We start from the raw sequence: 25,009 nt of genomic DNA, 5'->3' as shown, positions 1-25,009 counted from the left end.
GAATCGCCTTGTAACAAGGCCTGATCGGGGATTGTTGATCTGATTGTCGTCGCTGAAGCACCATCATCACTTTGAACGTGCCCGAGGAGAAGACGTGGATTCCCGATTGAATGCTTTTCTTGAACGCGCCGAGTCGGTTCTGGCGCGGATCGAACCGCTGTTGCCGGCCCCGCGTCCCGTTATTGACTGGAACACCTGCCTGGCGGCGCGCTGGCAGCGCGACGGGCGCAGCGGGTTTCTGCTGCCGCTGGACGTCAGCCTCGACATGCGCCTGTCCGACCTGATCGGTGTCGACCGGCAACTGGAACAACTGGGGCGCAACACCCAACAGTTCCTCGACGGCATGCCGGCCAACCACGCGCTGCTCTGGGGTTCGCGCGGTACCGGTAAATCCTCGCTGGTGCGGGCGTTGCTGGCCGAGCACGCCAAGGTCGGTCTGCGTCTGATCGAGATCGAGCGCGACCACCTGGCAGACCTGCCGCGAGTAGTGGAGCAGATCGCCAAACTGCCACAGCGCTTCGTGCTGTTCTGCGATGACCTGTCGTTCGAGTCCGGCGAAGGCGATTACCGCGTGCTGAAGAGCGTGCTCGACGGCTCGCTCGAACAGGCCCCGGAAAACGTCTTGCTGTACGCCACGTCCAACCGTCGCCATCTGGTGCCGGAGAAGGAAAGCGACAACGAAAACTGGAAACGCGTCGACGGTGAACTGCACCCCAGCGAAGCGGTGGAAGACAAGATCGCGCTGTCGGATCGTTTTGGCCTGTGGCTGTCGTTCTATCCGTTTACCCAGGAACACTTTCTCAACGTCGTCGAACACTGGATCGGCCAGTTGGCGGCCAAGGCCGGCTTGAGCTGGCAGCGTGACGAAGCGCTGGATATCCTCGCCGTGCGCTGGGCAACCGGGCGCGGCAATCGCAACGGACGTTGCGCGTACCAATTCGCCCGTTACTGGGTGGGACTGAAATTGCTGGAGCACAAGGCATGATTGATTTGCAACACAGCGGCCAGGGGCTCGAAGGCTATGGCATGTTGGCTGCGCAGTTGGAGTCGCTGCTGGCGGACGAGCGCGATTTCATCGCCAACGCCGCGCAGTTTTCGGCGTTCCTGTTCAACCAGCTCGATGACCTGAACTGGGCTGGCTTCTACCTCAATCGCAACGAGGAGCTGGTGCTTGGCCCGTTTCAGGGGCAGATCGCCTGCGTGCGCATTCCATTCGGGCGAGGCGTGTGTGGCGCGGCGGCAGCCAGCCTGCAGACCCAGCGGGTCGAAGATGTGCATGCGTTTCCCGGGCACATCGCCTGCGACAGCGCCTCGAACAGCGAGCTGGTGGTGCCGCTGGTCAAGGACGGTCGGCTGATCGGCGTGCTCGATCTCGACAGCCCGAAACTGGCGCGTTTCGCTGCGCACGATCAGGCCGGTATCGAGCATCTGGCGGCGATCTTCCTGCGTCTGACCGACTGCTGATCAGGCGCTCAAGCCAGCCTTGCGCAACAGGCTGGCCGGTTCCACCGCATCGATTTGCCGTGGGTCGAGAAACCGCGCGGCGTACTGCATGTACACCCCGTCATTGATGAACAGCCCAAACAGTTCGGCATCGATGTGCGCCTCGCGGCACATGGTGGCCATGATCCCCAGTGCCTCGTTCAGGGTTTTGGCCTTCTTGTACGGCCGGTCAGCGGCAGTCAGTGCCTCGAAAATATCGGCAATCGCCATCATCCTCGCCGGCAGGCTCATGTCTTCGCGTTTCAGGCGTTTGGGGTAGCCGCTGCCGTCCATCTTCTCGTGATGCCCACCGGCGATTTCCGCGACGCTGTCCAGGTGTCCGGGGAAGGGCAGGTGGCTGAGCATCAGGATTGTCTGCACCATGTGGTGATTGATGATGTAGCGCTCTTCGCGGGTCAGCGTGCCCCGGGCAATGCTCAGGTTGTAGTGTTCGCCGCGATTGTATTTGTAACGCGGTACATCCAGCTTGAACCCCCACGGGTTGTCTTCCGGAATCAGCTCGCTGTCGGCGCGCTCGATCAGGTGTTCGGGCTTGTCCGCCAGCAGGGGTTCGCTGGCTGGCAGCGTCGGTGCCGGGGTTCGCTGCTGCCGGCGGTTTTCCTCCCATGACACGCCCAGACGATCATCGAGGGTGCGCGTCCAGCGGCGTTCGGCGATGCGCTCAAGGCGCTGCAGATCGGCCGGCGCCATGGCCTCGCCACCCAGATTGCTGCGGGCGACAAACGCAAAGTCGTCGTCCAGCTCGGTCAGTGTGGCGTCACGCCGTTCGCCCAGTTGCGCCTCGTTGCCGCCCATGGCCAGCGCCTGCCAGTAGCTGATCCAGGCATCGCGTTTGAGTACCTCGAAGCGGGTGCGGATTTCGTGGATGCGGTCGTTGAGGGTTTCCAGTTTGGTGGCTTTGTCGACGACATATTCCGGCGTCGTGACCTTGCCGCAATCGTGCAGCCAGGCGGCGATGTGCAGCGCCTCCCAATCATCTTCTTTGGGTTGGTAACTCTGGAAGGCCGGCGCCTGACTGGCGGCAGCGGCCTGCGCGAGCATCAGGGTCAGTTCGGGTACGCGCTGGCAGTGGCCGCCGGTGTACGGACTCTTAGCGTCGATGGCGCCGGCCAGCAACTGGATGAACGCGTCGAGCAGCTGCTTCTGTTTCGCCTGCAGGCGCTGGCTTTCGATGCTCACCGCGGCGGCGCCGGAGACTGCCTGGAGGAAGGCGATGCGATCCGGGCGCAGTTTCTCCAGGTCTTGTGTGGTGCCGCTGTCGTTGACCAGCAGAATCAACAGGCCGATGGTTTCGTTGTGCCGGTTGCGCAGGCGAATACCGATCAAGTGGATACGCGGTGACTGCATCGCCAGCAGCACTTTCTGCAGATCCGCGGCCTGTTCGAAGCCAAGGCCGGTCACCACGTTGTCGGCATGCGCCAACTGCTGGAACCACCCCGGCCCCTGTCCCGCCAGCAGATCCTGGCCCAGCACATTGAACTCATCCGGCTCCTGCGAGACGCCATCGATCACCAGTCCGTAGGGCTCCATCCGGTTGCCATCGCTTTCGCGCAAATAGATCAAGCCTGCCTGGGCCTGGGCGATCTGCACCGTTTCGAACAGCACCCGTTGCAGCAGCGGGACGAAGCGGGTTTCGGCGCACAGGCTGTCGGTGATGCGGAAGAAACTGGCAAGCGTGTCCTTCATGCGGGCCATCGACACGCTCAACTGGTCGACCTCCAGCACTGGCGAGCGGCGGGTGACCGGAAAGTTGAAATCGAAACTGCGGATCGCGTCGGCTTCCTTGACCAGCGCATGCAGCGGCTTGACCAGAATCCGTGAAATCAGCCAGCCCAGCGGCAGGCACAACAACAATGTTGCCAAGGTGATCAGCGCACCTTGCCAGCGCATGCGGTAAGCGTCGGCGAGCAACTCGTCCTCTGGCACCAGCAGGGCCATCTGCAGACCTTTTGGCCCACCTTCCTGCAGGTTACTGCGGGCAACGATCCAGTGGCGTCCATCAACGTCGAGTCGCTTGTCCGGGTGCGCCGAGGACAGCAATGCACGCAGAGTCGGGCTCAGGTCGGCGGCCTTGGCCAGGCGTGCGCTGCTGTCGTCGACAATCAGCCGGCTGCTGTCCGGGTAGGCCACGGCATTGCCATCGGCATCGAACAGCACGATTTCGGTGGAGGGGGTGACCACGTGTTTGGTCAAGGTGGCCGAGAGCGCGGCCAGAGTCAGATCCGCACCGATCACCGTCCTTTCGCTGCTGCGTCGGGCCAGGGTGGTACCGACGTTGTGCGTGGAGAAAAACACGTAGGGTTCGGTGGTGATCTGATCGCCTTGTTGCAGGGCGTTGCTGTACCAGTTGCGGGTGCGCGGGTCGTAGCGATCATCGGGGTTGTCCTGACGACCGAGCGGGTTCAACGCTTCGTCGAAGAACAACGACTGTGAAGACGCGGTGCCGCTGGCATCGTGCTCGATGCTCCAGACTTGGTAGGCCGCTGTCGGCGGCGCCTTGAGCAGTGTTTTCAGGGCGCTGGTGCGCAAGGGGCGCACCATGAAGAAGTCGCCGTTGCCATACCCCAGATACAGTGAGGCGAGGTCGGTGTTGTCCTTGAGCGACTGACTGAAAGGCTTGAGCAGTGCCAGACGCTGTTGCAGATCCGCCGCCTCGGCCGCCTGGTTGACCGCCAGCAGGCTCAGCAAATGCCGGATCGGTTGGTAAGTGGCATGCAGGTCCAGGCGCACGTCCTGTTCAATGCGATTGAACAGGTTTTCGCTGCTCGACAGGATGACTTTGGTGGTCTGGCGATAATTGAACAGGCCCAGCACGATGCCCGTCAGCAATAGCAGAAAGGTGAACATGACGCTGATATGCACGTGCAACGGGAACCGGCGTTGATCCGGGCGCAGTGGGCTGGGCATTGCTGACTCTCCATTGAGATAAACACACTGCTCAGCGTCCAAGCATAGTTAAGGCTCGGTCATTGTGCTTTTTTCAAACGACTCCAGTTGTTGCTGCAGTGCCTGCTCCAGTTCGACCATGGCGCAGTCAGTGGCCTGGACACAGCGTACGATGACGGGGATGGGGGACGTTGGCGTGCAGGCTTGTTCGAGGGCATCGCAACAGGCGATCAGGCGCGAGGCCTGGGCGATCCGCGCAGCCCCCTTGATCTTGTGTGCAACCACTGCCAATGCTTCACGGTCATTGTGCGGGGCCAGGGCCAACAGTTCCTGGCGGTCAAGACGGCTGCTCTTGAGCAATTCGCTGAGCAGGCGCCGGGCCTGAAGCGGATTGCCGCCAGTCAACTGATGCAGACCCTGGAGATTGAATGCGGGCTCTGGCGTTACGGGCTGCAACCCGTTGACCCACTGACTCAGCGCGCTGAGGCTCAGGGGTTTGAACAGGCAATCGTTCATGCCGGCCTGCTTGCAGCGCTGCACTTCTTCAGGCTGCGCGTTGGCAGTGAAACCCAGCACGGTACAAGGGGGGCGCCCGGTGCGCTGTTCCTGCTGGCGGATGGCGGCAGTCAGTTCGTAGCCGTTCATCAGCGGCATGTTGCAGTCGGCAATCACCAGGTCGAATTCGCCGGCCTGCCACTTTTCAAACCCGCTTCGACCTTCCTCGGCAAGGCTGAAGCGGTGTCCGAGAAACTCCAGTTGCTGGCACATCAGCAGACGATTGGCGGGGTGATCGTCGACCACCAGAATATTCAGCGGCGTAAAGGATGCGCGGATCGGTGGCTCGGATTTCGTTGTGGCCACCTTGCACGGTAGCGTTTGCAGCGGCAGTGACAGGCTGATCTGAGTACCGATCCCGGGCTGGCTGCTCAATTGCAACTGGCCGCCCATCATTTCACAGAGGTTGCGGCTGATGACCAGTCCCAGTCCCGCGCCACTGCGGGCCTGCTGACGGCCGTTTTCGGCCTGGGCGAAAGGTTCGAACAGACGCTGTTGATCTTCGATGCTGATCCCGACGCCGGTGTCCTGAACCGTCAACTGAACAAGCGAACAACTGCCAGCCCCTCTGGGCAGTACGTCCAGCGTGACCCGCACCTGTCCGCGCTCGGTGAATTTGATGGCATTGCTGATCAGGTTGGAGAGGATTTGCTTGAAGCGTAACGGGTCCAGCTCCACATCGGCTTCCAGACCCGGAGGGGTGACGGTCAACGGCAGGGCGAGGTTTTTCTGGCGGGCCAGGCCATCGAAGATCCTGACCACCGACGTCACCGTTTCGACCAGATTGACCCGCTCCGGACTCAGGCTCAGGCGTCCGGACTCGATCCGGGCAATATCGAGGATATCGCCGATCAGGCCCAGCAGTTCCTTGGCCGAACAGTAGGCAGTTTCGATGGATGTGCGGTCCGGGTGTTGCTGCGTCATGCGCTTGAGTGTCAATTCAAGCATGCCGATGATGGCGTTCATCGGTGTGCGGATTTCGTGGCTCATGGTCGCCAGAAAAGTACTTTTTGCGCGGTTGGCGTTGTCCGCCTGTTCCTTGGCCGTGCGCAACTCATCGAACAGTTGGCGGCGCTCGCTGATATCGATCCAGCCGCCAATGATCCCTTGCACATCGCCGCTGGAGTCGCGGTACGGCAGGATCCAGTGATAGATCGTCAGACGCCTGCCACCGATGTGCAGCGGTCGGTCCAGCACCAATGGCGTGCCTTCGGCCACCACCCGCTGGTAATCGGCCTGATAGGCCTGCGCTTCGAAGGCATTGCTCAGGGTGCCTTGCATGACACTTTTACCGATCACGTCTTCGCGTTTGGCATTGAAGGCTTCCAGGTAGCTGTCGTTGCAACTTTGCAGCAGGCCACGACGGTCACGCACGTAGATCGGGTGCGGTGTGCCGTTGACCAGCGAGCGCATGAATTCGAACTGATCGTTCAAGGCCCGCTCGGCCGCCTGGCGCTGCTTGATCTGGCGCCGCATGTAGGCGTTCCACAACAGTGACAGCACCAACAGCAAACACGCCGCGCCAATCAGTTGGTAGAACAGTCGTTGATAGTGATTCCAGTTGCCTTGCGCAGCGTTGGAAAAACCACGCCAGCGACTGTTGATGACCCCCAGCTCCTCGGGGGTGATGCTCAGCAGCGCCTTGTCGAGGATCGACCCCAGTTCGGTGTTGTCGCGGGCGGTGGCCAGTGAAAAGGCAGCCTGGCGGGTGCCCAGGGTGGTGGTGATCTGCAACGGGTGTTCGAAGACCCGCGATGCAATCAGATAGTTGGCGATCACCAGCGAGGTGACGGCGCCATCGGCCTTGCCTTCGGCGAGCAGGGTCGCGGCACCAAAGGTGTCGGCGGTTTCGGTCAGGTGAATATTGGGGAACTCGCGGCGCAGGTAATCGGCCATGGGATTGCCTTGAGCAATTGCCAGGTACTTGTCCTTGAGCTGGGTCGGATGCGTCGGGCTGTCGGCGGCTTTGCGAGTCAGCAGGACAAACGAGTTTTCCAGATAGGGCCGACTGAATTGCAGCGTCTTTTCGCGTTGGGGGCTGGGGAGCAACGCGGCGATCAGATCGGCCTGATGCTGATTGATCTGCTCGATCATGTCGCCGTCGCTGCGGCTGCGCACCAGTTCGAAACGCATGCCGGTGCGCAGGCGCAGCAATTCGAGCAGGTCGGCGGTGATGCCCCGCAGATTGCCGTCGCTGTCAAAAAAGGTCATCGGGGCGAACGCTTCGTTCACCACGACACGCAGCACCGGATGTTGCTTGAGCCACTGCTCTTCATGATGGGTCAATTGCAGCTTCTGGTCGGTCAACAGAATGTCGCTGCCGGCGCTCCAGCGTTTGGCGATGCTGTCCCGTTCGCTGGCCGGAACGGCCCGGAGCACGGTGTTGATGATGGTCAGGAGTTGCGAGTTGTCTGCACGCACGGCAAAGCTGAAACCGTGGGCTTCCTGTTTGCCGAAATTGGCCATGCGGATGTTATTCAGATAGCCCTTGTTGATCATGTAGTGGGTGGAGATGGTGTCGCCGAGAAACACGTCGGCCTGATCGAAAGCCACCGCGTTGATCGCGTTTTGATAAGAGGGGTAAGACGTCAGGATGGCTTTGGGGTACAACGCCTTGACCTCATCCTGCGGCAAATAGTGATAGACCATGCTCAGCCGCAGTCCGGCCAGGCCTTCGGTGAGTGTGCGGGTCTCGCCTTCGCGCGTGACCAGTACCGGCTGATCGATAGCGTAGGGGATGGAAAGCAGGACCTTTGCGTTGCTCGCTTCGAAACCGTTGGCGGTACCGAGCATGTCGACCTGACCTGTTACCAGCGCTCGCAGGGCCGCGTCCCGTGAGGCAAAACGCATGACCCGGATCGGCCGATCGATGGCCCGACCTAGGAGGCCGGCGTAGTCGGCGGTGAAGCCTTCGTAATCGCGACCGCTGGCGGTCATGTCGAAGGGCGGATAATCCGGTGCGGAGGTGCCCAGTACCAGTTCGCTGCGAGTCTGCAACCACTGGCGTTGCGCCGGTTCCAGGGACACGGACAGCGTTTCGTGACCCGAACGGCTGCGCAGCACGTAATCTTGAGCCGTAACGAGTTCGGCATTTACCTGATTCGTCAGGCACAGGCTCGCGCACAATCCAGCGAGATAGATCTTTAAACGACTGGGCATTCAGGCTCTCACACTAGCGCGTTGCGTTTGGCCATCTCGATAAGTTCCACCAGGGATCTGGCTTTGAGTTTTTGCATCAGGCGTTTTTTGTAGGTGCTGACGGTCTTGTTACTGAGAAACATGCCCTTGGCAATTTCCTTGTTGGTGCGACCTTGTGCAAATAACTGCAAGACCATAAGTTCGCGGTCATTGACAGACTTGAACAATTCCAGTTCGGCATAACGCGCGTCATCGCTGCGTACCGGATTCAATGCCTGACTGGGGAAATAGTTGTAACCGGAAAGAACAGCCTTGATGGCGCTCACCAGTTCGCTCAGATCTTCTTCCTTGCATACATAACCGGATGCGCCGGACTGCATGCAGCGAATACCGAACAGCGTAGGGCATTGCGCGGTCAGTACCAGAGTCTTGAGCGGCGTGCCCATGGCGTTGAAGCGTGCGAGGACTTCCAGGCCGTCGAGTTTGGGGATGCTGATATCGAGGATGATCAGGTCAGGCATGCATTCGCGGACCATTTGCATGGCATCGACCCCGTTATCGGTTTCGCCGACAACCTTGTAACCTTCATGTTCGAGCAGCATTCGAACGGCGAGTCGGATGACGGGGTGATCATCGACAATAAAAACGGAGTTCATAATCAAATCCCATACGTGCGCGAATAAAGCGCGCACCTTAGCTCAGAAAAATGAGCGGCCGCATGAACTCGTATGGCTCTAGCGGCAATATAGGATAAGTCCTACACACTAAAGAGAAATCTACTACGATCAAACTCTGTGCCGCGTAAGGAAGTGTTGCGGTTGTTTGTTTATCTGGATGTTTTAAGTCGCTTGCGAGTGTCGCGTATTCAGCGTGCTGGTTTGAGTTTTTATTCGTTGTTCAATGGATTATCAAACACTGCAGAACCAGTTTAATTGGCAAGCCGCTCGACCGGGCAGTCGTGCTGGCCGGTCGAGCAAAGCGTCACTGTCAGTGACTGGAGCGCCCGGTCATTTCCAGCGCCATGTCACTGGCGTAGCTGTCGGTCATCCCGGCGATGAAGTCGATCATGCGCAGAAATGAAGTGTGCAGCGGTCCGTGGGGATCGGGGGCATTGTTGCCCAGCAGATCGAGAATACGCCGGCTCTTGAACGACGGCGTGCGACCGCCATGTTGCTCCAGCGCTGCGCCGCAGAAGGCATTGAGGAGGATTTCCAGGGTGGTGTAGGCGCCGATTTCGTGCAGCGTCTTGCGCTTGTCCTGGAAAATTTTCTTGCGGGCGATGTCCTTGGCATTCAGCACGCAGCGTTTGGCCGGGCCGTGCATGTGTTCGACGAGGTCACCGTGCAGGGTACCGGCCAGCAGCGCATCCTGTTGCTCGACGAATGCCCGGGCGGCGGCATTGGTCAGGTGCTCGATGGCCTTGCCGCGCAGGATCGCCAGTTTGCGCCGACGTGAATCCAGCGGGCCGAGCTGACGATAGGTTTCCGGCAGATCGTCACCCACCAGACCGAGCAGCAGCGATTCGACTTCCGCGTACTCCAGCAGCTCCATTTCCAGGCCGTCTTCGAGGTCGATCAGCGCATAGCAAATGTCGTCGGCAGCCTCCATCAGGTACACCAACGGGTGACGCGCCCAGCGCTGGTCTTCCAGCTGTGGCAGGCCGAGTTTGTGGGCGATCTGCTCGAGCAGCGGCAGTTCGCTCTGGTAGCAGCCGAACTTGTGTTTCTTGTAACCCAGCGAGTCGGCGTGGCGGGCCGTCCACGGGTATTTCAGATAGGTGCCGAGAGTGGCGTAGGTGAGGCGGGGGCCGCCGTCGAACTGGTGATACTCAAGTTGAGTCAGTACCCGGAAGCCTTGCGCATTGCCTTCGAAATTGAGGAAGTCTCCGCGCTCGGCTTCGCTCATTGCGTCGAGCCAGCCGCGCCCGGCCGCCTGCTGGAACCAGTGACGAATCGCGTCTTCACCGGAATGGCCGAAAGGTGGATTGCCGATGTCATGGGCCAGGCAGGCCGACTGCACCACCATGCCCAGGTCGCTGGGATCGCACCAGTCGGGCAGGGCGCTGCGCAAGGTTTCACCGACGCGCATGCCCAGCGAACGACCCACGCAGCTGACTTCCAGCGAGTGGGTCAGGCGCGTGTGGATGTGATCGTTACTCGACACCGGATGCACCTGGGTCTTGCGTCCCAGACGCCGGAAGGCGCCGGAGAAGATGATGCGGTCATGGTCTTTGTGGAACGGGCTGCGGCCAAGCTCTTGTGGGCTGTGCAGCGGTTTTCCAAGGCGTTCGCGGTTGAGCAGGGTCTGCCAATCCAAGGCTGGTTCTCTCCGTCGGTGACTGGGATGACTGTTGCCCTAGCTTCCCGGTTCGGGCCCTGAGCTGCAAGCGGAACTACAGACCCGCGGCATCAATATCGATCAGCAGCAGTCGTTCGCCGTTATCGAAGAACTGGCCGGCGGTCAGGCAATACTGGTTACTGGTGGCATCGCGGTAGGTGTTGGACAGGGTCAGGCGGCGCTCCTCCCAGCCTTCGGCCAGCAAATGATAGAAGTACGGGCGCCATGACCAGTTGTGCCCCAGGTAACGGTTGTCGGCCACCCAGGCGCTCTGGCGCCACTCAAGGTTCGGCGTCAGTTGCGTGCCGTGGCGATCACACTGATAGAACCGCAGCAGCCACGGAAAAGCATCCAGCTGTGGCAGCGCACTGAGTGGTGCGTGGGCCTGAGCCCAGGCCTGGAGGATCGCCATCAGCTCGCCGAGTTGCTGGCGCATCTGCATCAAGCGCCCACGTTCGGCCAGTTTTTGGCGCACATAACGCTGGCGCAGTTCAGCAAAGCGCTGCACGAAGGCGTCAGTCGGATAGAAGGCTTCCTGCGCCCGGGCGAACAAAAAGCCCTGGACGTAACGCGACCCGCATTCCAGAGCGAAATTGAGTTGTGCCTCGGTTTCCACGCCTTCGGCAATGATCCAGCAACCGGTCTTCTCGGCCATTTGCGCGAGAGCCTTGACCACGTCACTGCTCGGCCCGCCCAACGCTGCGGCCTGAAACAGGCGCATGTCGAGTTTGAGAATGTCCGGCTGCAAGGCCAGCACCCGATCAAGCTGCGAATAACCGGCACCAAAATCATCGATGGCGATCCGTGCACCAGCCTCGCGATAACGAGCGACCACTTCGGCCAGGCGCTGACTGTTGCCGCCCAGTTCAGTGATCTCGAAAACGATGCGTTGCGGATCGACGCCGTGGCGCAGCATCTGCTTGAAGCTGGGCAGGGGCTGATCCGCGCGCAGGCGACTGATCCAGCGCGGCGACATGTTCAAGCTGAGAAACCACTCGGCGGGAGCTTCATGCAGTCGGCTCAGGGCGTTGTCGCGGATCTGGCGGTCGAGGCGCCGCAGGGCGATGGCGGGTGTGCGCGAGTCGGCGAACAGCGGGCCGACCGAGGCCAGTTGACCGTCAGCCTGGCGCAGGCGTCCCAGCGCTTCGACACCGGCAATACGTCCGGTGGCGGTATCGATGAAAGGCTGAAAGCAGGCGAGCGGTTGCCCGTCGATCACGGGGCCTCCTTAGTCGTTCTTGTTCTGGGGGAACCGCGTCAACCGGGTAGGCGCGCGGGATTGAACCTCCGGATAAAGCGGTTCAATCCCGCGGGTATTGCAAGAATGCAGCCAGATGCGCGGGCTCAGCGTTTGCTTGAGCTTTGCATCACCAGTTTGATCAGCGGCCCGAGGCTGGTGCCCAGACGAATCAGCCGGGTCAGACCGCCGACGCCACCGCTTTTCGCGCCTTTGCCGGTGATGAAACCCAGCAGCGTGACCGCCGCCACGCCCCACAGCGGCGCGTGTTTGATGCCGAAACCGTCTTGCAGGTTTTGCGTCATGCCGCGCATGCGCTGCAGGGGTTGCAGCACTTGTCCGGCTTCATGGCGGATTTCCTGGCGATGCATTTCCATGCGCAGGCGGATCAGCGCCTTGCGCATTTCCCGGCGCGAGCTGTTGTGTGGCAGTTCAGGTAGGCTCATGGCAACAGGCGCTCCCGATCGTTGGCCAACTCTTCCAGGGTGCCGTGGAAGGGCGAGGATTCATCGAAGACCGCGGCCTTCAGACGCAATCCACAGAAAGCGGCCGCCAATGTGTAGAACACGCACAGGCCGATGATGGCGGGGAGACGGTAGGTGTCCCAGAACACGATCAGCACCAGTGTCGACAGACCGACCAGCAACAGTAGCGCAAACACCAGCGCCAGACCTGCAAACAGCAACAGGCTGACGGTGCGTGCTTTCTGCTCCTGCAACTCGATGCCGAACAGTTCGACATGGCTGTGCAGCAAACCAAGAACAGCGGCGCCCAGACGCCGCGTGGAGGAGGTGGTGCCCGACCCCGGGCCGGATTCGCCGATCGACATGATCAGCGCCGAGTGGCCAGCAGGCCAATCAGAAATCCTACCCCGGCGGCGATGCCCACCGACTGCCAAGGGTTGGCCGAGACGTAGTCTTCGGTGGCGGTGACGGCGGCCTGGCCGCGATCACGCAGAGTGTCTTCGGTCAGCTTCAGGGTTTCGCGGGCGCGCAGCAGGCTGTCGTGGATCTGTTCGCGCAGCTCATCGGCCTGATCGCCCGCCAGCGTCGCGGTGTGCTCGAGCAACCGTTCGGTGTCGGCGACCAGAGTCTGGAAGTCGTTCATCAGGATTTCTTGAGCGGTCTTTGCCTTGATGCTGGGCATGGGTGGATCTCCGTAAGTGACGTCTGAAGCGTTCGAGTATGAGCCTTGCGCGAAGGTTCAGTACAAATGACTGGTACAGCTTTTGCTATGTCGTGGTGCGTCTTGCTGCCGCCGTGCGCTGTTGGCGGGCGTAGATGCAGGAAAACCTTAACTCAAATAATCCTGGTTCGTGTCAGGACATCGACCGTGTGCGCCAAAGCGGTTCATCGCAGCTCCAGCGCGGTGCCCGCAAAGGCGCAACTTGGTGCATGAATTGTCCGCGCGAACCGCTTTGGTGCCTTTTTAGCCTTCAGGTCTGCCTCTTTATGGAAAATCTGCAAAGCGCTGTGGACACGCTGGTTCACAGCTCCAACACGTTGTTCATTCTGATCGGTGCGGTGATGGTACTGGCGATGCACGCCGGTTTCGCCTTCCTTGAAGTCGGCACGGTTCGCCAGAAGAACCAGGTCAACGCGCTGTCGAAGATTCTCAGCGACTTCGCGGTCTCGACCCTGGCCTATTTCTTTATAGGCTATTGGATCTCTTACGGGGTGACCTTCATGCAACCGGCGGCGGTACTCAGTGCCGATCACGGTTATGGGCTGGTGAAGTTTTTCTTCCTGCTGACCTTCGCTGCAGCGATCCCGGCAATCATTTCCGGCGGCATCGCCGAGCGCGCACGATTCGTTCCGCAACTGTGCGCGACGGCGCTGATCGTGGCGTTCATCTACCCGTTTTTCGAAGGCATGATCTGGAACGGCAACTACGGTCTGCAAGCCTGGCTGACGGCGCGGTTTGGCGCTGCGTTCCATGATTTCGCGGGTTCGGTGGTGGTTCACGCCATGGGCGGCTGGCTGGCGCTGGCGGCAGTGTTGTTGCTCGGCCCGCGCAACGGGCGTTATCGCGACGGGCGTCTGGTGGCGTTTGCGCCGTCGAGCATTCCGTTTCTGGCGCTGGGTTCGTGGATTCTGATTGTCGGCTGGTTCGGCTTCAACGTGATGAGCGCGCAGACCTTGCAGGGCGTCAGCGGCCTGGTCGCGGTCAATTCGTTGATGGCGATGGTCGGCGGCACGGTGGCGGCACTGATCGTCGGGCGCAACGACCCGGGCTTTTTGCACAACGGCCCATTGGCCGGGCTGGTGGCGATCTGCGCCGGTTCCGACCTGATGCATCCGGTGGGGGCCTTGGTCACCGGCGCGATTGCCGGTGCGCTGTTTGTCTGGTGCTTTACCGCGGCGCAAGTCAAATGGCGCATCGACGATGTGCTGGGCGTCTGGCCGCTGCACGGACTGTGCGGGGTGTGGGGCGGGATCGCCTGCGGCATCTTCGGCCAGAGCGCGCTCGGTGGCCTGGGGGGCGTCAGCCTGATCAGCCAGTTGATCGGTACCGCGCTGGGTGTAGTGGTCGCGTTGATCGGCGGATTCGCCGTCTACGGTTTGATCAAGGCGTTGCACGGCCTGCGCCTGAGTCAGGAGCAAGAGTATTACGGCGCCGACCTGTCGCTGCACAAGATCGGCGCGGTGAGTCAGGATTAGGTTTCCTCATCGTTGGTGCCGGGGTAAAACCCGTGCAGCAGGCGATAACGGTCACTGCGCACCTGATCGACTCGTTCTTGTACCTGGCGCGCCGGCAGACCGAGCATGATCAGTGCGTGGGAGCCGAGCATCAGGCTCGATTCCAACAGCTCCGGCACCACTTCGGTGGCGCCGGCAGCCTTGAGTTCCGCCCATTGGCTATCGTCGCGGGTGCGCACCAGTATTGGCACCTGATCATTGTGGCGGCGGGCTTCCTTGAGAATGCGCAGGGCAACCTCGCCTTGATCCACCGCGATCACCACCAGCCGTGCGCGCAACAGTCCGACGGCGATCAGCAGATCGGCGCGGGAGGAATCGCCGTAATGCACATTGCTTTCACCGACAGCGGCTTCCTGGATCCGCACGGGATCGTTGTCCAGTGCGATGTAAGGCTGATTGGCATTGCGCATGAAGCGGCCGATGGACTGGCCGACCCGCCCGTATCCGCAAATCACCACATGCTTGTCGAGGTCGGCGTTGAGCGCGCTGATCTCTTCGATTTGCGCTTCCTGGTTCGGCTTGCGGTGCAGGCGCAAGGCAATCTTCGGTGCCGCGCGCAGCAACAACGGGGTCAGCAGCATCGAGCAGAACGTTGCTGCGAGCAGCAGGCCGCCCAGCTCGGCAGGCAGCATCTGGTTTTGCTGCATCTGTGCCATCAACGCGAAACAGAACTCACCGCCCTGCGCCAGGGCCAGGCCGCTGCGCCAGGCGGTTTCGTGATCGCTGCCGCGCCACTTCACCAGTAGCGCCACGACCGTGCCCTTGATCAGCATCAGGCCGAGGGTCAGGCCGATGATCAGCACGCTGTGGCTGACGAACAGTTGCAGATCGATCAGCATGCCGATGCTGACGAAAAACACCCCGAGCAGAATGTCGCGAAAAGGCCGGATGTCGGCCTCGATCTGGTGGCGATAGTGGCTCTCGCCCAGCAACATGCCGGCCAGAAATGCGCCGAGGGCAGGGGACAGGCCCAACAGGTGCGTCAGCCATGCAGTGAGCAGCACAATCACCAGCGCCAGCAGCACGAACAATTCCGCCGAGCGCGAAGCGGCCACTTCATGGAACAGCCGTGGCAGCAACCAGCGGCTGGCCAGCAGCAAACCGAAAAACAGCACCACGGTTTTCGCCAGGGTCAGCGGCAGTGCCCAGTACCAGGCTTGCGCGCTGCTGCCGGCGAACACCGGCACCAGCGTCAGCAGCAACACCGCGACCACGTCCTGAAACAGCAATACGCCGACCGCGTTCTGCCCGTGACTACTGAACACTTCGCCGAGGCTGCTCAACTCCTTGGTGACAATCGCCGTCGAGGACAACGACAGCCCTGCGCCGAGCAGCAGGGCCGGAGTCACCGGCATGCCCAGCAGGATCAACACCAGCCCCAGCAACCCGGTGCTGAGCAACACCTGTTGGCTACCCAGACGAAATACCACCTGGCGCAGCGCAATCATTTTCGACAGGGAGAATTCGAGACCCAGCGAAAACAGCAGGAACACCACGCCCAGTTCGGCCACGTCAGGCAGGTGTTCGCTCTCGTTGACCCAGTCGAATGCGGTCGGCCCCACCATCAGGCCCACGCAGAGATAGCCCAGCACTGGCGGCAAGCGCAGGCGGCGGAACAGGGCAATCATCACCAGGGATGAGGCGAGGATGATCAACAGGTTGGCAAACACAAGACACTCCGATGTCAGGCTCTGGCTGTTCAAGCGTAGAGGCAAAAAGCGCGGGAGCATCGCCTGATTGGCTTTTCTGCGGACTGATTTGCGTCAGGGTTTACGTATTTGGTGTCGCGTCCGGTCCTTTGGACAGTAGCGGCTCGACGGGGTTTCGAGGCGGGCCTAGAATGAACTCTCATTTTTCCGGTTGAGCGATCATGCCTCCTGAATGTCAGTTGTTCGGTACGCTTGGATGCCATCTGTGTGAGTTGGCAGAAGCCGAGTTGATGCCTTTTGTCGAGCACGGTCTGCTGGTGGAACTGGTGGATATCGCCGACTATGAATCCTGGTTCGAGGCTTACAGCCTGCGGATTCCGCTGCTGCGCCGGGTCGATACCGGAGCAGAGCTGGGCTGGCCGTTCAATGCTGACCAGGTGGTGGCTTTCTTGCGCTGAGCCGTTTCTTCGGTGACGCACCACTGCTTTCCGCCGGTCGCGACCGTGCATCCTACCCTTGGCACTCTGCGGTTTATTCGGTTACTGTATGTCTATACAGTAATTGGGTTGACCTGCTGCTTTTCATGACTTGAGCAGGTGAAACCGGCAGTCAGAGGGACGAACCGTGGTCAATGTCGAACAGTTGAAGAACAGCGTGAACCGGATGTCGGTTGACGTGGTGCGCGAGGCGGTCCTTGAGCTGCGTCTGGACGGGCTGGTCACGGAGGGCAAGACGCCATTCAACAAGCTGCATTTCAACACCTGTTTTGCCGAAATCGAAGCGCTGTTCCAGCGTGCCGGTTATCACAGACAACTGGATGTTGTCGGCTATCAGGGGTTGCTGTACGCCTTGTATGACCCAGGGCGCTGGGAAGCGGTCGACGTGCTGCGTTGGCTCAAGGAGTTCACCGAAGCCGCAGCGCTCAAGTCGATCCCGGCCTGAGGCTGGCGGCGGAATCTGCACTAGGTTCGTATCGTTCAGTGTTGGATAATGCCGACCTGCATTGAGGGTTCGAATTTCCGTATGTCCACACCAACATTTTCCGCTGCTCAGAATCAGGCCAGCACCCTTTATCTGCCGCCAGGCGCCTGGCTCACCGTGCTTGATTGTCTGTGTGAGCATTTCAGTGCGATCAGTCGCGAGCAATGGCTGGACCGGATCGCCCGGGGGCGGGGGCTGGATGGTCAGGGCCAGCCGATTGCACTGGACCTGGCGTACAAGGAAGGTCTGCGCATTCACTACTTCCGTGAAGTGCCGGATGAAAAACCGATCCCGGTGCTCGAGTCGATACTCTATGCGGACGAACATCTGGTGGTGGCGGACAAGCCGCATTTTCTGCCGGTGACGCCGGCCGGCGAGTATGTCGAGCAAACGTTGCTGCGCAGACTGATCCGTCGCCTGGACAATCCGCACCTGGTGCCGTTGCACCGCATCGACCGGCACACGGCGGGGCTGGTGATCTTCTCGGCCAATCCGCAGACCCGTTCGGCTTATCAGTCGCTGTTCCCGACCCGGCAGATCGATAAACGCTATGAAGCGATCGCCCGTGCGCTGCCGGAACTGGAATTTCCCCTGGTGCACAAAAGTCGTCTGATCGATGGCGAACCGTTCTTCCGCATGCAGGAAGGGGCCGGTGTCGCCAATACCGAAACGGCGGTGGAGGTCCGGGAAAAGAACGGCGGTCTGTGGCGCTATGGGCTGTACCCGGTGACCGGCAAGAAGCATCAGTTGCGGGTGCACATGACCGCACTCGGGGCGAGTATCTGCAACGACCCGTTTTACCCTGACGTGTTGAAAGACGTTGAGGATGACTACGCCAATCCATTGAAGCTGCTGGCGCAGGGGTTGCGGTTTGTTGACCCGGTGACGGGCGAAGAACGGTCATTCGAGAGCCAGATCACCCTGCAGTGGTGACGCCACCTACTTTTCCCGCGCCCATGAAAAAGCCCGCAGCAATGCGGGCTTTTCTGTATCCGGTGTCGACGTAAAGCTTACAGCTCTTTAACGGTGCGAACCTGATCCTTGTTGATACGGGTATGTTTGCCATCCAGTTGCTTGAACTCGTAGAAACCCGAATCTTCGTCATATTTAGGGGTGTCGACGGCCTGGATTTCGCGACCGTCATTCAAGGTGATCACTGTTGGCGAGGAGCAACCTGCGAGAGTTGCCAGGCCCAGTGCGAGCATGAAAGTGGCGAGGGTCCGTTGAGTCATGGGTGTGTCTCCGAATGGGAATACTTTTGGTTACTAAGCTTGAGACGTATACAAGGCGTGAGAGTTCCTTGAATGATTTCAGTCTGACACAGTGTTATGCGCATTTAACAGTTCAGGGGTGTTCAGGTTGGCCAGTCGCGGGTCATTGTCCGGGCATTGCAGGGCAGTGGCGCCGAGGTTGCGCATGACCCGGCCGGGGCTTCGTTCGCCGGCGTTCCAGGCGGTTTCGAACGCAGACAAAAGGGCCACCGGAATCACGCACAGCAGGGGTTCCCAGTGGTCGTCATGACGCAACATTAAAGGTTTGTCAGGAAACTTGCCGGCTGTTGCACGCATGTCGTGCAACAGCGCGGCGTCGATGCGCGGCACATCGCAGGGCAAGATCAGCACGTGCGGCAAACGCGCGGCCTTGAGTCCCGCGAGGATGCCGGCCAACGGGCCGGGAAAGTCGCCTTCCTCATCGCTCACCAGTTGGTCGGCGTATTCGGCATAACGCTCGCGATTACGATTGCAGGAGATGATCAGATCGTCGGTCAGTGGCCGTACCTGGCGCTGCAAATGCGCAATCAGCGGTTCACCTTGCCATTCGACCAGGCCTTTGTCCTGGCCGCCCATGCGCGGGCCGCGTCCGCCCGCCAGGAGCAGAATGGAGCAGGGGGGCAGTGGCGTGTTCAAGGTCATGGCAGCTCTCCAGCAGGGCGGCGAAAAATTCAGGCGCTGTGATATAACACCGGGCTGTTTCTCCTACAACTGGACGAGCCTAATGAAAGCCAAGGCCGATGTACCTTTTGTACCGCTGAATATTGCGGTGCTGACTGTCAGCGATACCCGAACCCTGGAAACCGACACCTCAGGCCAGGTCTTTGTCGACCGCCTGACCGCTGCCGGCCACCGACTGGCCGAACGGGTCTTGCTCAAAGATGACCTGTACAAGATCCGCGCGCAAGTTGCCCACTGGATTGCCGAGGACGTGGTGCAGGTCGTGCTGATTACCGGCGGCACCGGTTTCACCGGGCGTGACAGCACACCGGAAGCCGTGGCATGTCTGCTCGACAAGCAGGTCGACGGCTTTGGCGAATTGTTCCGCCAGATATCGGTGGCCGACATCGGCACCTCGACCGTGCAGTCGCGGGCACTGGCAGGGCTGGCCAATGGCACGCTGGTGTGCTGCCTGCCAGGTTCGACCAACGCAGTACGCACCGGTTGGGACGGCATTCTGGCCGAGCAACTGGATTCGCGGCATCGTCCCTGCAACTTCGTACCGCACCTGAAACAGGCGGCGCCTTGTGAATCCCGTGGGTAAGCCGGGCAAGACTGGCAGCCTGATGCCTGTCGAAGACGCGCTGGCCCGCCTGCTGGCAATGGCCGACGCCGCACAGATTGTCGAGCGTGAGTTCCTGCCGTTGGCTGAGGTAGAAGGGCGAGTGCTGGCCGAAGACTTGATTTCGACCCTTGACCTGCCGCCCTGGCCAAACAGTGCCATGGATGGTTATGCGCTGAATCTCGCTGACTGGACGGGCGAGCCTTTGCCGGTCAGCCAGAAAGTGTTCGCCGGGCAGGCGCCCGAGCCTTTGAAACCCGGCACCTGTGCACGAATCTTCACCGGTGCACCTGTGCCTGCCGGAGCGGATTGCGTGGAGATGCAGGAAAACGCCGAGGTTCAGGACGATGGCCGGGTGCGCTTTACCGAAACCATGACCGTTGGCCAGAACATTCGCCCGCAGGGCCAGGAAACCACCGTCGGTGAGTTGATCCTGCCGGCAGGGACGCGGTTGGGGCCGATCGAGCAAGGTTTGTCGGCGTCGCTGGGTTGCGCCGGACTCAATGTGGTGCGCAAGGTGCGGGTGGCGGTGCTGTCAACCGGTGATGAACTGGTCGAGCCAGGCCAGGCGTTGGGCCCAGGCCAGATCTACAACAGCAACCGGGTGGTGTTGTGCAGTTGGTTGCAGCGCCTGGGTTGTGAGGTGATCGATGCCGGTATTCTTCCGGACAATCTGGATACCACCCGTGCACGTCTGGGCGAGTTGCAGGATGTCGACCTGATTCTCTCGACGGGAGGAGTCTCGGTTGGCGAAGCGGATTTTCTTGGCATCGCGTTGAGGGAAGAAGGTGAACTGGCGCTGTGGAAACTGGCAATCAAACCAGGAAAACCGCTGACGTTCGGCCATTTTCGCAATGTGCCGGTCATCGGTCTGCCCGGTAATCCCGCCTCGACGCTGGTGACCTTCGCTTTGCTCACACGGCCTTACCTGTTACGGCGTCAGGGTGTGCAGGACGTCGAACCGCTGAAGTTCACGGTTCCGGCCGGCTTCGTCTGGCCTGTCGCGGGCAATCGGCGTGAATACTTGCGCGGTCGACTCGAGCAGGGGCGAGCAATCGTCTACCGCAATCAAAGTTCAGGAGTACTGCGTAGCGCGGCCTGGGCAGATGGATTGGTAGAAGTGCTGGAAGGACGCACGCTGGTCGAGGAGGATCGAGTTGTCTTCATTCCTCTGAGTGATCTGCTCGGCTGATCCCCGCCCTCCAAGTGCAGGCTCGACCGATCAGCGTCGAAGCCTGCATTCCCCAATCAATGGCTCATCAGTGTGACCAACTGATCGAACCGGCTATTGGCGACCCACCCAAGCAGCCCCAATACCACCGCTGTTGCACCCGCCGAATAGGCGAGGCGGTGCTTGATGGTTTTGACATCGCCGCGGACTTCATCCATATCCCGGCGAATGTATTTGAGGTGGGTTTCCAGTTCGGTCACGCGCGGCTCCATATCAACTTCTCCAGTGGTTCTGGCGCTCTTTTTGAAATCGGATTTGTGACTGACGCGACTTTCGGTGAGAGAGTCCACCGGACTGGTTGAGATTCTGGCTTCATGGCTGTGCATGGAAATGCCCGTCGGCTGTTTCAAATGTAAGCTCGCTAACCTCTCCATGATTCAAACTGTTACCCGCTACGAGGGTGTATCCACTCATGACCTGCACATCCTTGTGTTGTTAAATCGAAGATTGATACCACCTGCACACGGTGAATCAATGATCGCGGCGGGTCAATTGAGCCGATTCCTCACATGTTGTAAGAAAAAATACCGCTGTGTAGGACGCAACAGATCAGTCGCTTGAATTAAAAGTGATTCTTGCGGCTTTTTTGCGTGCGCCAGTGGTCAAGATGTTTCAGACCGATTCAGCCGTGGGGAGTAATCGTTATGAGTGAACGCAGGGCGCTGTTGATTCTGCATGGCAAGCAGGCACTCAATGAGGCGGTTCGCGCCGCCGTCGAAGGCAAACGCAAGCAGGGCTGGGAGTTGGCGGTGCGCCTGACTTGGGAGGCTGGTGACGCTCAGCGTCTGGTACAAGAGGCATTGGCGGACGGGTACAGGCAGATTATCGCCGGCGGCGGGGACGGTACGTTACGCGATATCGCCGAAGCGCTCGCCGCGCATCCGCATCAGGCCAGCCTGGTGCTGTTGCCGCTGGGGACCGCCAACGATTTTTGCCGCGCAGCGGGGATCCCGCTGGAGCCGGCCGAGGCGCTTGAGTTGCTGGATGTGCCGCCGCGAGACATCGACCTGGGCGAAGTCGGCGGGCAGATCTTCCTGAACATGGCGACGGGCGGTTTCGGCAGCCAGGTCACGGCCAATACGTCTGAGGATCTGAAAAAAGTGCTCGGCGGGGCCGCCTATCTGTTCACCGGCCTGTCGCGGTTCAGCGAGTTGCACGCGGCCTACGGCGAACTGCATGGGCCGGATTTTCACTGGAGCGGTGAACTGCTGGCGCTGGGCATCGGCAATGGCCGCCAGGCCGGCGGTGGACACGTATTGTGTCCGCAGGCATTTGCCGACGATGGTCTGTTGGATATCAGCATCCTGCCGGCGCCACAAGAGTTGGTCGGCACGCTGAAGAATCTGCTCAGTGATGGTTTCGGCCTCGACAATATGTTTGTGCGAGCCCGCTTGCCCTGGGTCGAAATCAAAGTTGCCGAGGGGCTCTACATCAACCTTGACGGCGAGCCGCTGGAGGGTGAAAGCCTGCGTTTCGAGGCGCGCCCGGCAGCTTTGCAGGTGCATTTGCCGGAGCACTCGCCGCTGTTGGGCGGTGCTCGGTCGATCAGTCGTCGAGGCTGATGATCTGTTCGCGCACCGCGAACAGCACCAGACCCGCCACGTCGTAAATCTGCAGGCGTTTCATGATCTGCGAGCGGTGGGTTTCGACGGTCTTGATGCTCAGGCCCAGGCCGTTGGCGATTTCCCGAGTGGATTTGCCGCGCACGATCAATCGCAGAATCTCCAGCTGACGGGCCGTCAGGTTGTGCGAGTCGGCCACTTCCGGCTGGTTTTTCTGCGTGCGGGTCAGCGCCTGGTTGATCACCGTATGGGCGATCGCCGGGCTCAGGTAGCGCTCGTTGTTACGCAGCGCTTCAAGGGCATGTTCAAGCTCGGTGGCGGTGGTGTCCTTGAGCAGATAACCGTGCGCACCGGACTCCAGTGCCTGCATGATCAGCGCCGGGTCGGTGTGCATCGACAGGATCAGCACCTTGCTTTGTGGACGTACCCGCTTGAGCCGTTGCAGGGCTTCCAGGCCACCGGTTTCCTTCATCGAGATATCCAGCAAGACGATGTCGGGCGTCAGTTGCTCGACCATTTCGAGCAGCTGCGAGCCATCGCTGGCTTCGCCAATGACCGCGTAACCGGGAATATCGAGCACCAGAGCGCGTACGCCGGCCCTGATCAGCGAGTGGTCATCCACCAGAAGTAAGTTACAAGTCAACGCATAACCTTATTCGTACTGGCCCGCTCGAGTGCACGGGGCGCCCAGGGGAATAGTGCTTCGATTTGAGTGCCTTTGCCCGGCTCGCTGATGACGTTCAACGTGCCGCCCAACTGTTCGATTCGTTCGGCCATCCCGGCCATGCCACGTTGTCCTTCGCGGCCCGGATCGGCGGCAGGCGCAAATCCCAGTCCATCGTCACTGATAAACAACGTCAGACCTTGCGGCAGGCGTTGTACGCGAATCAGCAGGTTTTTTGCCTGCGCGTGACGCAGAATGTTGGTGACCGCTTCCTGGGTAATGCGAAAGGCCGCGACCGCCATTTCTTCCGGGATGCCAGTGAGCCGTTGCTGGCAATCGAGGCTCCAGTGCACCGGGGTGTTCGCCAGGGTCTTGAGCAAGTGCGCGCGCAGGCTGGCCTCCAGGCCGAGGCTGGTCAGTTGGCGCGGGTTGAGAATGGCTGAAACATCGCGCACTTTGTTGAGGGTTTCTTCAAGCGTTTCGCAAAGCGTCGAGCACTGTTCTTGCAGGTCTTGCGGCAGACGTCTCTTCAGCCATTCGCTTTGCAGCTTGGCAGCGGTCAACAACTGGCCGATATCGTCATGCAGTTCGCGACTGAGCCGGTGCCGCTCGTTCTCCTGGACTTCGAGCAGACGGTCCGCGAGTTCTTGAGGCTGGAACTTGATCGATTTGCGTGACAGTCGATATTGCACCCAGACACAGGCAGTGGCTGCGATATTCAACAGCAGCAAACCCAGTGACAGTGGCGCTGAAAAACCATAGGTCAGCAGGCTGCCGACGGTTGCGATGACACACAATATAAGTGTGAACCGGCGTGCATTTTCCCGGGAGGGTGGCCATGTGCTGATTGACTTGAGACTGGCGTACATAACGGATGGAGCCAATGGATGTTCGCTGCGGGCAGACCGGCCGGTGGCGGGCAGATCTCTGTCTGAAAATGCTGTCAATTATGTTATTGATTTTAACCAGGTTCAGTGAACGATACTTGACCGCCAAGTATCGGTGGATACCTGTCATTGAATCAATGTGCCATTAATTGAAAGCAACTAACGGCCGGCATAATACCACTTAAGATACCGTTGGTCGCGTTGCCATATATGTCCAATGAGTCAGGAAAGACGCCTGTTGGACGCGAGTTCCATAATGGAAAAAGTCGCTTTGTTGCGCTCGATAGATATCGATGTCACTCGAAGTTGCTCGTTATGCGGGCACAGGAAAACCCTGAGGTTGCGGGAAAATATCCGCTTCGGTCAGGTGTGATTATTTGATTCGCCTTGTCGCTGGCAGGTATGAACTATTCAATTGCGACATTCGGCGATTCGGATCCACAGCCTCGGTTTGCGTATTAACAGTGGCCAATCAGGCCTGACGCTCCGAGTAGGGCGTGAGCGACAGCGATCGGGTCGAGAGCGGCGGCTGAAACTGGCTTTGGCCTACCTGAAATGCAAAGGCTTCGATCAGAGAGGTCTGTTCGCTGTCATCAAGGCTCAACTGGCCGGTGTTCTGATCAACCAGTTCGATTTGCCAGGCCATCAGAGTGAAGCAGTCTTTGAGCGCATCCAGTGCCTGAGCGTGCAGATCGATATGATCCGGCGCATGGTTGAGCAAGCTGTGAATGTGCAGGGAAAACCCGGAAACCGCTTCCAGCGCCAACGCTTGAGCCCGGCCTGCGAGTTTTAGCAGGGTGTTGAGCATGCAGTCGATCGCGTCCTTGTCGTTGCTGATCAGTTGCAGGTGGCTCAGGCATTCTTCGGATTTGGCCAGGAGTGTTTCTGCCTCGACGAGAAATTCGGGAAAGCGTTGCGCCCAGTCTTTACGGTCGATTGGCATGCTTATCTCCACAGCGTCATGTCTGATGAGGGAATGCCGTGTGTGTCGACGATCGTGAATCGTCGCGAGATCGCGCCCCGGCGTGCAAGTGCACAAGCTGAGGGTTTCGAGAGGATGCGTTTCCACCGAACTGCGATCGCACACAATAGCCTGACTCCGTTCATGCAATGAGAATGGCGTCACA

General features: G+C 60.1%; 24 protein-coding genes. 9 read left to right on the top strand and 15 right to left on the bottom strand.

The window, feature by feature from the left end; translation table 11 throughout:
• The first annotated feature begins 94 nt into the window (after positions 1-94).
• Positions 95-985: an ATP-binding protein gene (locus tag PseAD21_RS00390; protein ID WP_102354018.1), complete on the top strand. Its 891-nt coding sequence runs from the start codon at positions 95-97 to the stop codon at positions 983-985.
• Complete coding sequence (locus tag PseAD21_RS00385) at positions 982-1,464, top strand: GAF domain-containing protein (RefSeq protein ID WP_102354017.1); 483 nt, start codon at positions 982-984, stop codon at positions 1,462-1,464. The genes PseAD21_RS00390 and PseAD21_RS00385 overlap by 4 nt, the downstream gene beginning before the upstream one ends.
• Here PseAD21_RS00385 and PseAD21_RS00380 read toward each other — a convergent pair whose 3' ends face one another.
• The 8 genes from PseAD21_RS00380 to PseAD21_RS00345 form a co-directional block, all read right to left on the bottom strand.
• On the bottom strand, positions 1,465-4,410 hold the full coding sequence (locus PseAD21_RS00380) for an HD domain-containing phosphohydrolase (RefSeq protein ID WP_102354016.1): 2,946 nt from the start codon (positions 4,408-4,410) through the stop codon (positions 1,465-1,467).
• A 48-nt stretch (positions 4,411-4,458) separates the two neighbouring features.
• Entirely contained in the window at positions 4,459-8,103 is a 3,645-nt protein-coding gene (locus PseAD21_RS00375; protein ID WP_102354015.1) for a transporter substrate-binding domain-containing protein, read from the bottom strand.
• Between the two features lie 8 nt (positions 8,104-8,111).
• The gene (locus PseAD21_RS00370) at positions 8,112-8,738 is read right to left on the bottom strand and encodes a response regulator transcription factor (RefSeq protein ID WP_102354014.1); all 627 of its coding nucleotides are present in this window, start codon (positions 8,736-8,738) and stop codon (positions 8,112-8,114) included.
• 331 nt (positions 8,739-9,069) lie between these two features.
• On the bottom strand, positions 9,070-10,398 hold the full coding sequence (locus tag PseAD21_RS00365) for a deoxyguanosinetriphosphate triphosphohydrolase (RefSeq protein WP_102354013.1): 1,329 nt from the start codon (positions 10,396-10,398) through the stop codon (positions 9,070-9,072).
• Positions 10,399-10,474: 76 nt separating this feature from the next.
• The gene (locus PseAD21_RS00360; RefSeq protein WP_102354012.1) at positions 10,475-11,638 is read right to left on the bottom strand and encodes an EAL domain-containing protein; all 1,164 of its coding nucleotides are present in this window, start codon (positions 11,636-11,638) and stop codon (positions 10,475-10,477) included.
• 125 nt (positions 11,639-11,763) lie between these two features.
• Positions 11,764-12,102 (bottom strand): hypothetical protein, encoded by a 339-nt coding sequence (locus PseAD21_RS00355; RefSeq protein ID WP_102354011.1) that lies wholly within the window; start codon positions 12,100-12,102, stop codon positions 11,764-11,766.
• Positions 12,099-12,485 (bottom strand): phage holin family protein, encoded by a 387-nt coding sequence (locus PseAD21_RS00350; RefSeq protein ID WP_102354010.1) that lies wholly within the window; start codon positions 12,483-12,485, stop codon positions 12,099-12,101. The genes PseAD21_RS00355 and PseAD21_RS00350 overlap by 4 nt, the downstream gene beginning before the upstream one ends.
• Before the next feature lie 2 nt (positions 12,486-12,487).
• Positions 12,488-12,802, bottom strand: a complete 315-nt coding sequence (locus tag PseAD21_RS00345) for a YqjD family protein (RefSeq protein ID WP_102354009.1) — start codon at positions 12,800-12,802, stop codon at positions 12,488-12,490.
• Positions 12,803-13,107: 305 nt separating this feature from the next.
• On the opposite strand from PseAD21_RS00345, the gene PseAD21_RS00340 reads away from it, so the two are divergent.
• Positions 13,108-14,316, top strand: a complete 1,209-nt coding sequence (locus tag PseAD21_RS00340; RefSeq protein WP_102354008.1) for an ammonium transporter — start codon at positions 13,108-13,110, stop codon at positions 14,314-14,316.
• Here the strand turns inward: PseAD21_RS00340 and PseAD21_RS00335 are convergent.
• The gene (locus tag PseAD21_RS00335; protein WP_102354007.1) at positions 14,313-16,025 is read right to left on the bottom strand and encodes a monovalent cation:proton antiporter-2 (CPA2) family protein; all 1,713 of its coding nucleotides are present in this window, start codon (positions 16,023-16,025) and stop codon (positions 14,313-14,315) included. The genes PseAD21_RS00340 and PseAD21_RS00335 overlap by 4 nt on opposite strands.
• A 200-nt stretch (positions 16,026-16,225) precedes the next feature.
• On the opposite strand from PseAD21_RS00335, the gene PseAD21_RS00330 reads away from it, so the two are divergent.
• The 3 genes from PseAD21_RS00330 to PseAD21_RS00320 all read left to right on the top strand — a co-directional run bounded on the left by PseAD21_RS00330 (position 16,226) and on the right by PseAD21_RS00320 (position 17,918).
• Positions 16,226-16,462, top strand: a complete 237-nt coding sequence (locus tag PseAD21_RS00330; protein WP_102354006.1) for a glutaredoxin family protein — start codon at positions 16,226-16,228, stop codon at positions 16,460-16,462.
• A gap of 166 nt (positions 16,463-16,628) precedes the next feature.
• Complete coding sequence (locus tag PseAD21_RS00325) at positions 16,629-16,946, top strand: transcriptional regulator (RefSeq protein WP_095189592.1); 318 nt, start codon at positions 16,629-16,631, stop codon at positions 16,944-16,946.
• Between the two features lie 81 nt (positions 16,947-17,027).
• On the top strand, positions 17,028-17,918 hold the full coding sequence (locus PseAD21_RS00320; RefSeq protein ID WP_102354005.1) for a pseudouridine synthase: 891 nt from the start codon (positions 17,028-17,030) through the stop codon (positions 17,916-17,918).
• Positions 17,919-17,995: 77 nt separating this feature from the next.
• Here the strand turns inward: PseAD21_RS00320 and PseAD21_RS00315 are convergent, their stop codons facing one another.
• Both PseAD21_RS00315 and mobA read right to left on the bottom strand, forming a co-directional pair.
• Positions 17,996-18,217 carry a YgdI/YgdR family lipoprotein gene (locus PseAD21_RS00315; RefSeq protein WP_102354004.1) on the bottom strand — a complete coding sequence of 74 codons (222 nt, stop codon included), beginning with the start codon at positions 18,215-18,217 and terminating at the stop codon, positions 17,996-17,998.
• A 78-nt stretch (positions 18,218-18,295) separates the two neighbouring features.
• Positions 18,296-18,898: a molybdenum cofactor guanylyltransferase MobA gene (gene mobA, locus PseAD21_RS00310; protein ID WP_102354003.1), complete on the bottom strand. Its 603-nt coding sequence runs from the start codon at positions 18,896-18,898 to the stop codon at positions 18,296-18,298.
• An 82-nt stretch (positions 18,899-18,980) separates the two neighbouring features.
• Between mobA and moaB the strand changes: the two genes are divergently transcribed.
• Both moaB and glp read left to right on the top strand, forming a co-directional pair.
• The gene (moaB, locus tag PseAD21_RS00305; RefSeq protein ID WP_102354002.1) at positions 18,981-19,520 is read left to right on the top strand and encodes a molybdenum cofactor biosynthesis protein B; all 540 of its coding nucleotides are present in this window, start codon (positions 18,981-18,983) and stop codon (positions 19,518-19,520) included.
• Complete coding sequence (gene glp, locus PseAD21_RS00300; protein ID WP_102354001.1) at positions 19,504-20,730, top strand: gephyrin-like molybdotransferase Glp; 1,227 nt, start codon at positions 19,504-19,506, stop codon at positions 20,728-20,730. Before moaB ends, glp begins: the two co-directional genes overlap by 17 nt.
• 56 nt (positions 20,731-20,786) lie before the next feature.
• Here glp and PseAD21_RS29700 read toward each other — a convergent pair whose 3' ends face one another.
• The gene (locus PseAD21_RS29700; RefSeq protein ID WP_178082074.1) at positions 20,787-21,095 is read right to left on the bottom strand and encodes a hypothetical protein; all 309 of its coding nucleotides are present in this window, start codon (positions 21,093-21,095) and stop codon (positions 20,787-20,789) included.
• Between the two features lie 318 nt (positions 21,096-21,413).
• On the opposite strand from PseAD21_RS29700, the gene yegS reads away from it, so the two are divergent.
• The gene (yegS, locus tag PseAD21_RS00290; RefSeq protein WP_102354000.1) at positions 21,414-22,331 is read left to right on the top strand and encodes a lipid kinase YegS; all 918 of its coding nucleotides are present in this window, start codon (positions 21,414-21,416) and stop codon (positions 22,329-22,331) included.
• On the opposite strand, the gene PseAD21_RS00285 is transcribed toward yegS, so the two are convergent.
• The 3 genes from PseAD21_RS00285 to PseAD21_RS00275 all read right to left on the bottom strand — a co-directional run bounded on the left by PseAD21_RS00285 (position 22,315) and on the right by PseAD21_RS00275 (position 24,825).
• Entirely contained in the window at positions 22,315-22,974 is a 660-nt protein-coding gene (locus tag PseAD21_RS00285; protein WP_025113176.1) for a response regulator transcription factor, read from the bottom strand. The two genes, yegS and PseAD21_RS00285, sit on opposite strands and share 17 nt — an antisense overlap.
• A complete protein-coding gene (locus tag PseAD21_RS00280; RefSeq protein WP_102353999.1) occupies positions 22,971-23,864 on the bottom strand; it encodes a sensor histidine kinase in 894 nt (297 codons plus the stop codon). Before PseAD21_RS00280 ends, PseAD21_RS00285 begins: the two co-directional genes overlap by 4 nt.
• Before the next feature lie 490 nt (positions 23,865-24,354).
• The gene (locus PseAD21_RS00275; RefSeq protein ID WP_102353998.1) at positions 24,355-24,825 is read right to left on the bottom strand and encodes a hypothetical protein; all 471 of its coding nucleotides are present in this window, start codon (positions 24,823-24,825) and stop codon (positions 24,355-24,357) included.
• Positions 24,826-25,009 lie beyond the last annotated feature (184 nt).

Origin of the sequence: Pseudomonas sp. AD21, assembly GCF_002878485.1 — a bacterium.
Classification (GTDB): Bacteria; Pseudomonadota; Gammaproteobacteria; order Pseudomonadales; family Pseudomonadaceae; genus Aquipseudomonas.
This window is presented reverse-complemented; position numbering and strand designations above follow the sequence as displayed.

Excerpts from the sequence above, each read along its gene's own strand:
- moaB (WP_102354002.1), top strand. The coding sequence starts at position 18,981 with ATGAAAGCCAAGGCCGATGTACCTTTTGTACCGCTGAATATTGCGGTG.
- PseAD21_RS00370 (WP_102354014.1), bottom strand. The coding sequence starts at position 8,738 with ATGAACTCCGTTTTTATTGTCGATGATCACCCCGTCATCCGACTCGCC.
- PseAD21_RS29700 (WP_178082074.1), bottom strand. The coding sequence starts at position 21,095 with ATGCACAGCCATGAAGCCAGAATCTCAACCAGTCCGGTGGACTCTCTC.
- PseAD21_RS00320 (WP_102354005.1), top strand. The coding sequence starts at position 17,028 with ATGTCCACACCAACATTTTCCGCTGCTCAGAATCAGGCCAGCACCCTT.
- PseAD21_RS00385 (WP_102354017.1), top strand. The coding sequence starts at position 982 with ATGATTGATTTGCAACACAGCGGCCAGGGGCTCGAAGGCTATGGCATG.
- PseAD21_RS00380 (WP_102354016.1), bottom strand. The coding sequence starts at position 4,410 with ATGCCCAGCCCACTGCGCCCGGATCAACGCCGGTTCCCGTTGCACGTG.
- PseAD21_RS00315 (WP_102354004.1), bottom strand. The coding sequence starts at position 18,217 with ATGACTCAACGGACCCTCGCCACTTTCATGCTCGCACTGGGCCTGGCA.
- PseAD21_RS00330 (WP_102354006.1), top strand. The coding sequence starts at position 16,226 with ATGCCTCCTGAATGTCAGTTGTTCGGTACGCTTGGATGCCATCTGTGT.
- mobA (WP_102354003.1), bottom strand. The coding sequence starts at position 18,898 with ATGACCTTGAACACGCCACTGCCCCCCTGCTCCATTCTGCTCCTGGCG.
- PseAD21_RS00275 (WP_102353998.1), bottom strand. The coding sequence starts at position 24,825 with ATGCCAATCGACCGTAAAGACTGGGCGCAACGCTTTCCCGAATTTCTC.
- PseAD21_RS00280 (WP_102353999.1), bottom strand. The coding sequence starts at position 23,864 with ATGTACGCCAGTCTCAAGTCAATCAGCACATGGCCACCCTCCCGGGAA.
- PseAD21_RS00355 (WP_102354011.1), bottom strand. The coding sequence starts at position 12,102 with ATGAGCCTACCTGAACTGCCACACAACAGCTCGCGCCGGGAAATGCGC.
- PseAD21_RS00345 (WP_102354009.1), bottom strand. The coding sequence starts at position 12,802 with ATGCCCAGCATCAAGGCAAAGACCGCTCAAGAAATCCTGATGAACGAC.
- PseAD21_RS00340 (WP_102354008.1), top strand. The coding sequence starts at position 13,108 with ATGGAAAATCTGCAAAGCGCTGTGGACACGCTGGTTCACAGCTCCAAC.
- yegS (WP_102354000.1), top strand. The coding sequence starts at position 21,414 with ATGAGTGAACGCAGGGCGCTGTTGATTCTGCATGGCAAGCAGGCACTC.
- PseAD21_RS00375 (WP_102354015.1), bottom strand. The coding sequence starts at position 8,103 with ATGCCCAGTCGTTTAAAGATCTATCTCGCTGGATTGTGCGCGAGCCTG.
- PseAD21_RS00350 (WP_102354010.1), bottom strand. The coding sequence starts at position 12,485 with ATGTCGATCGGCGAATCCGGCCCGGGGTCGGGCACCACCTCCTCCACG.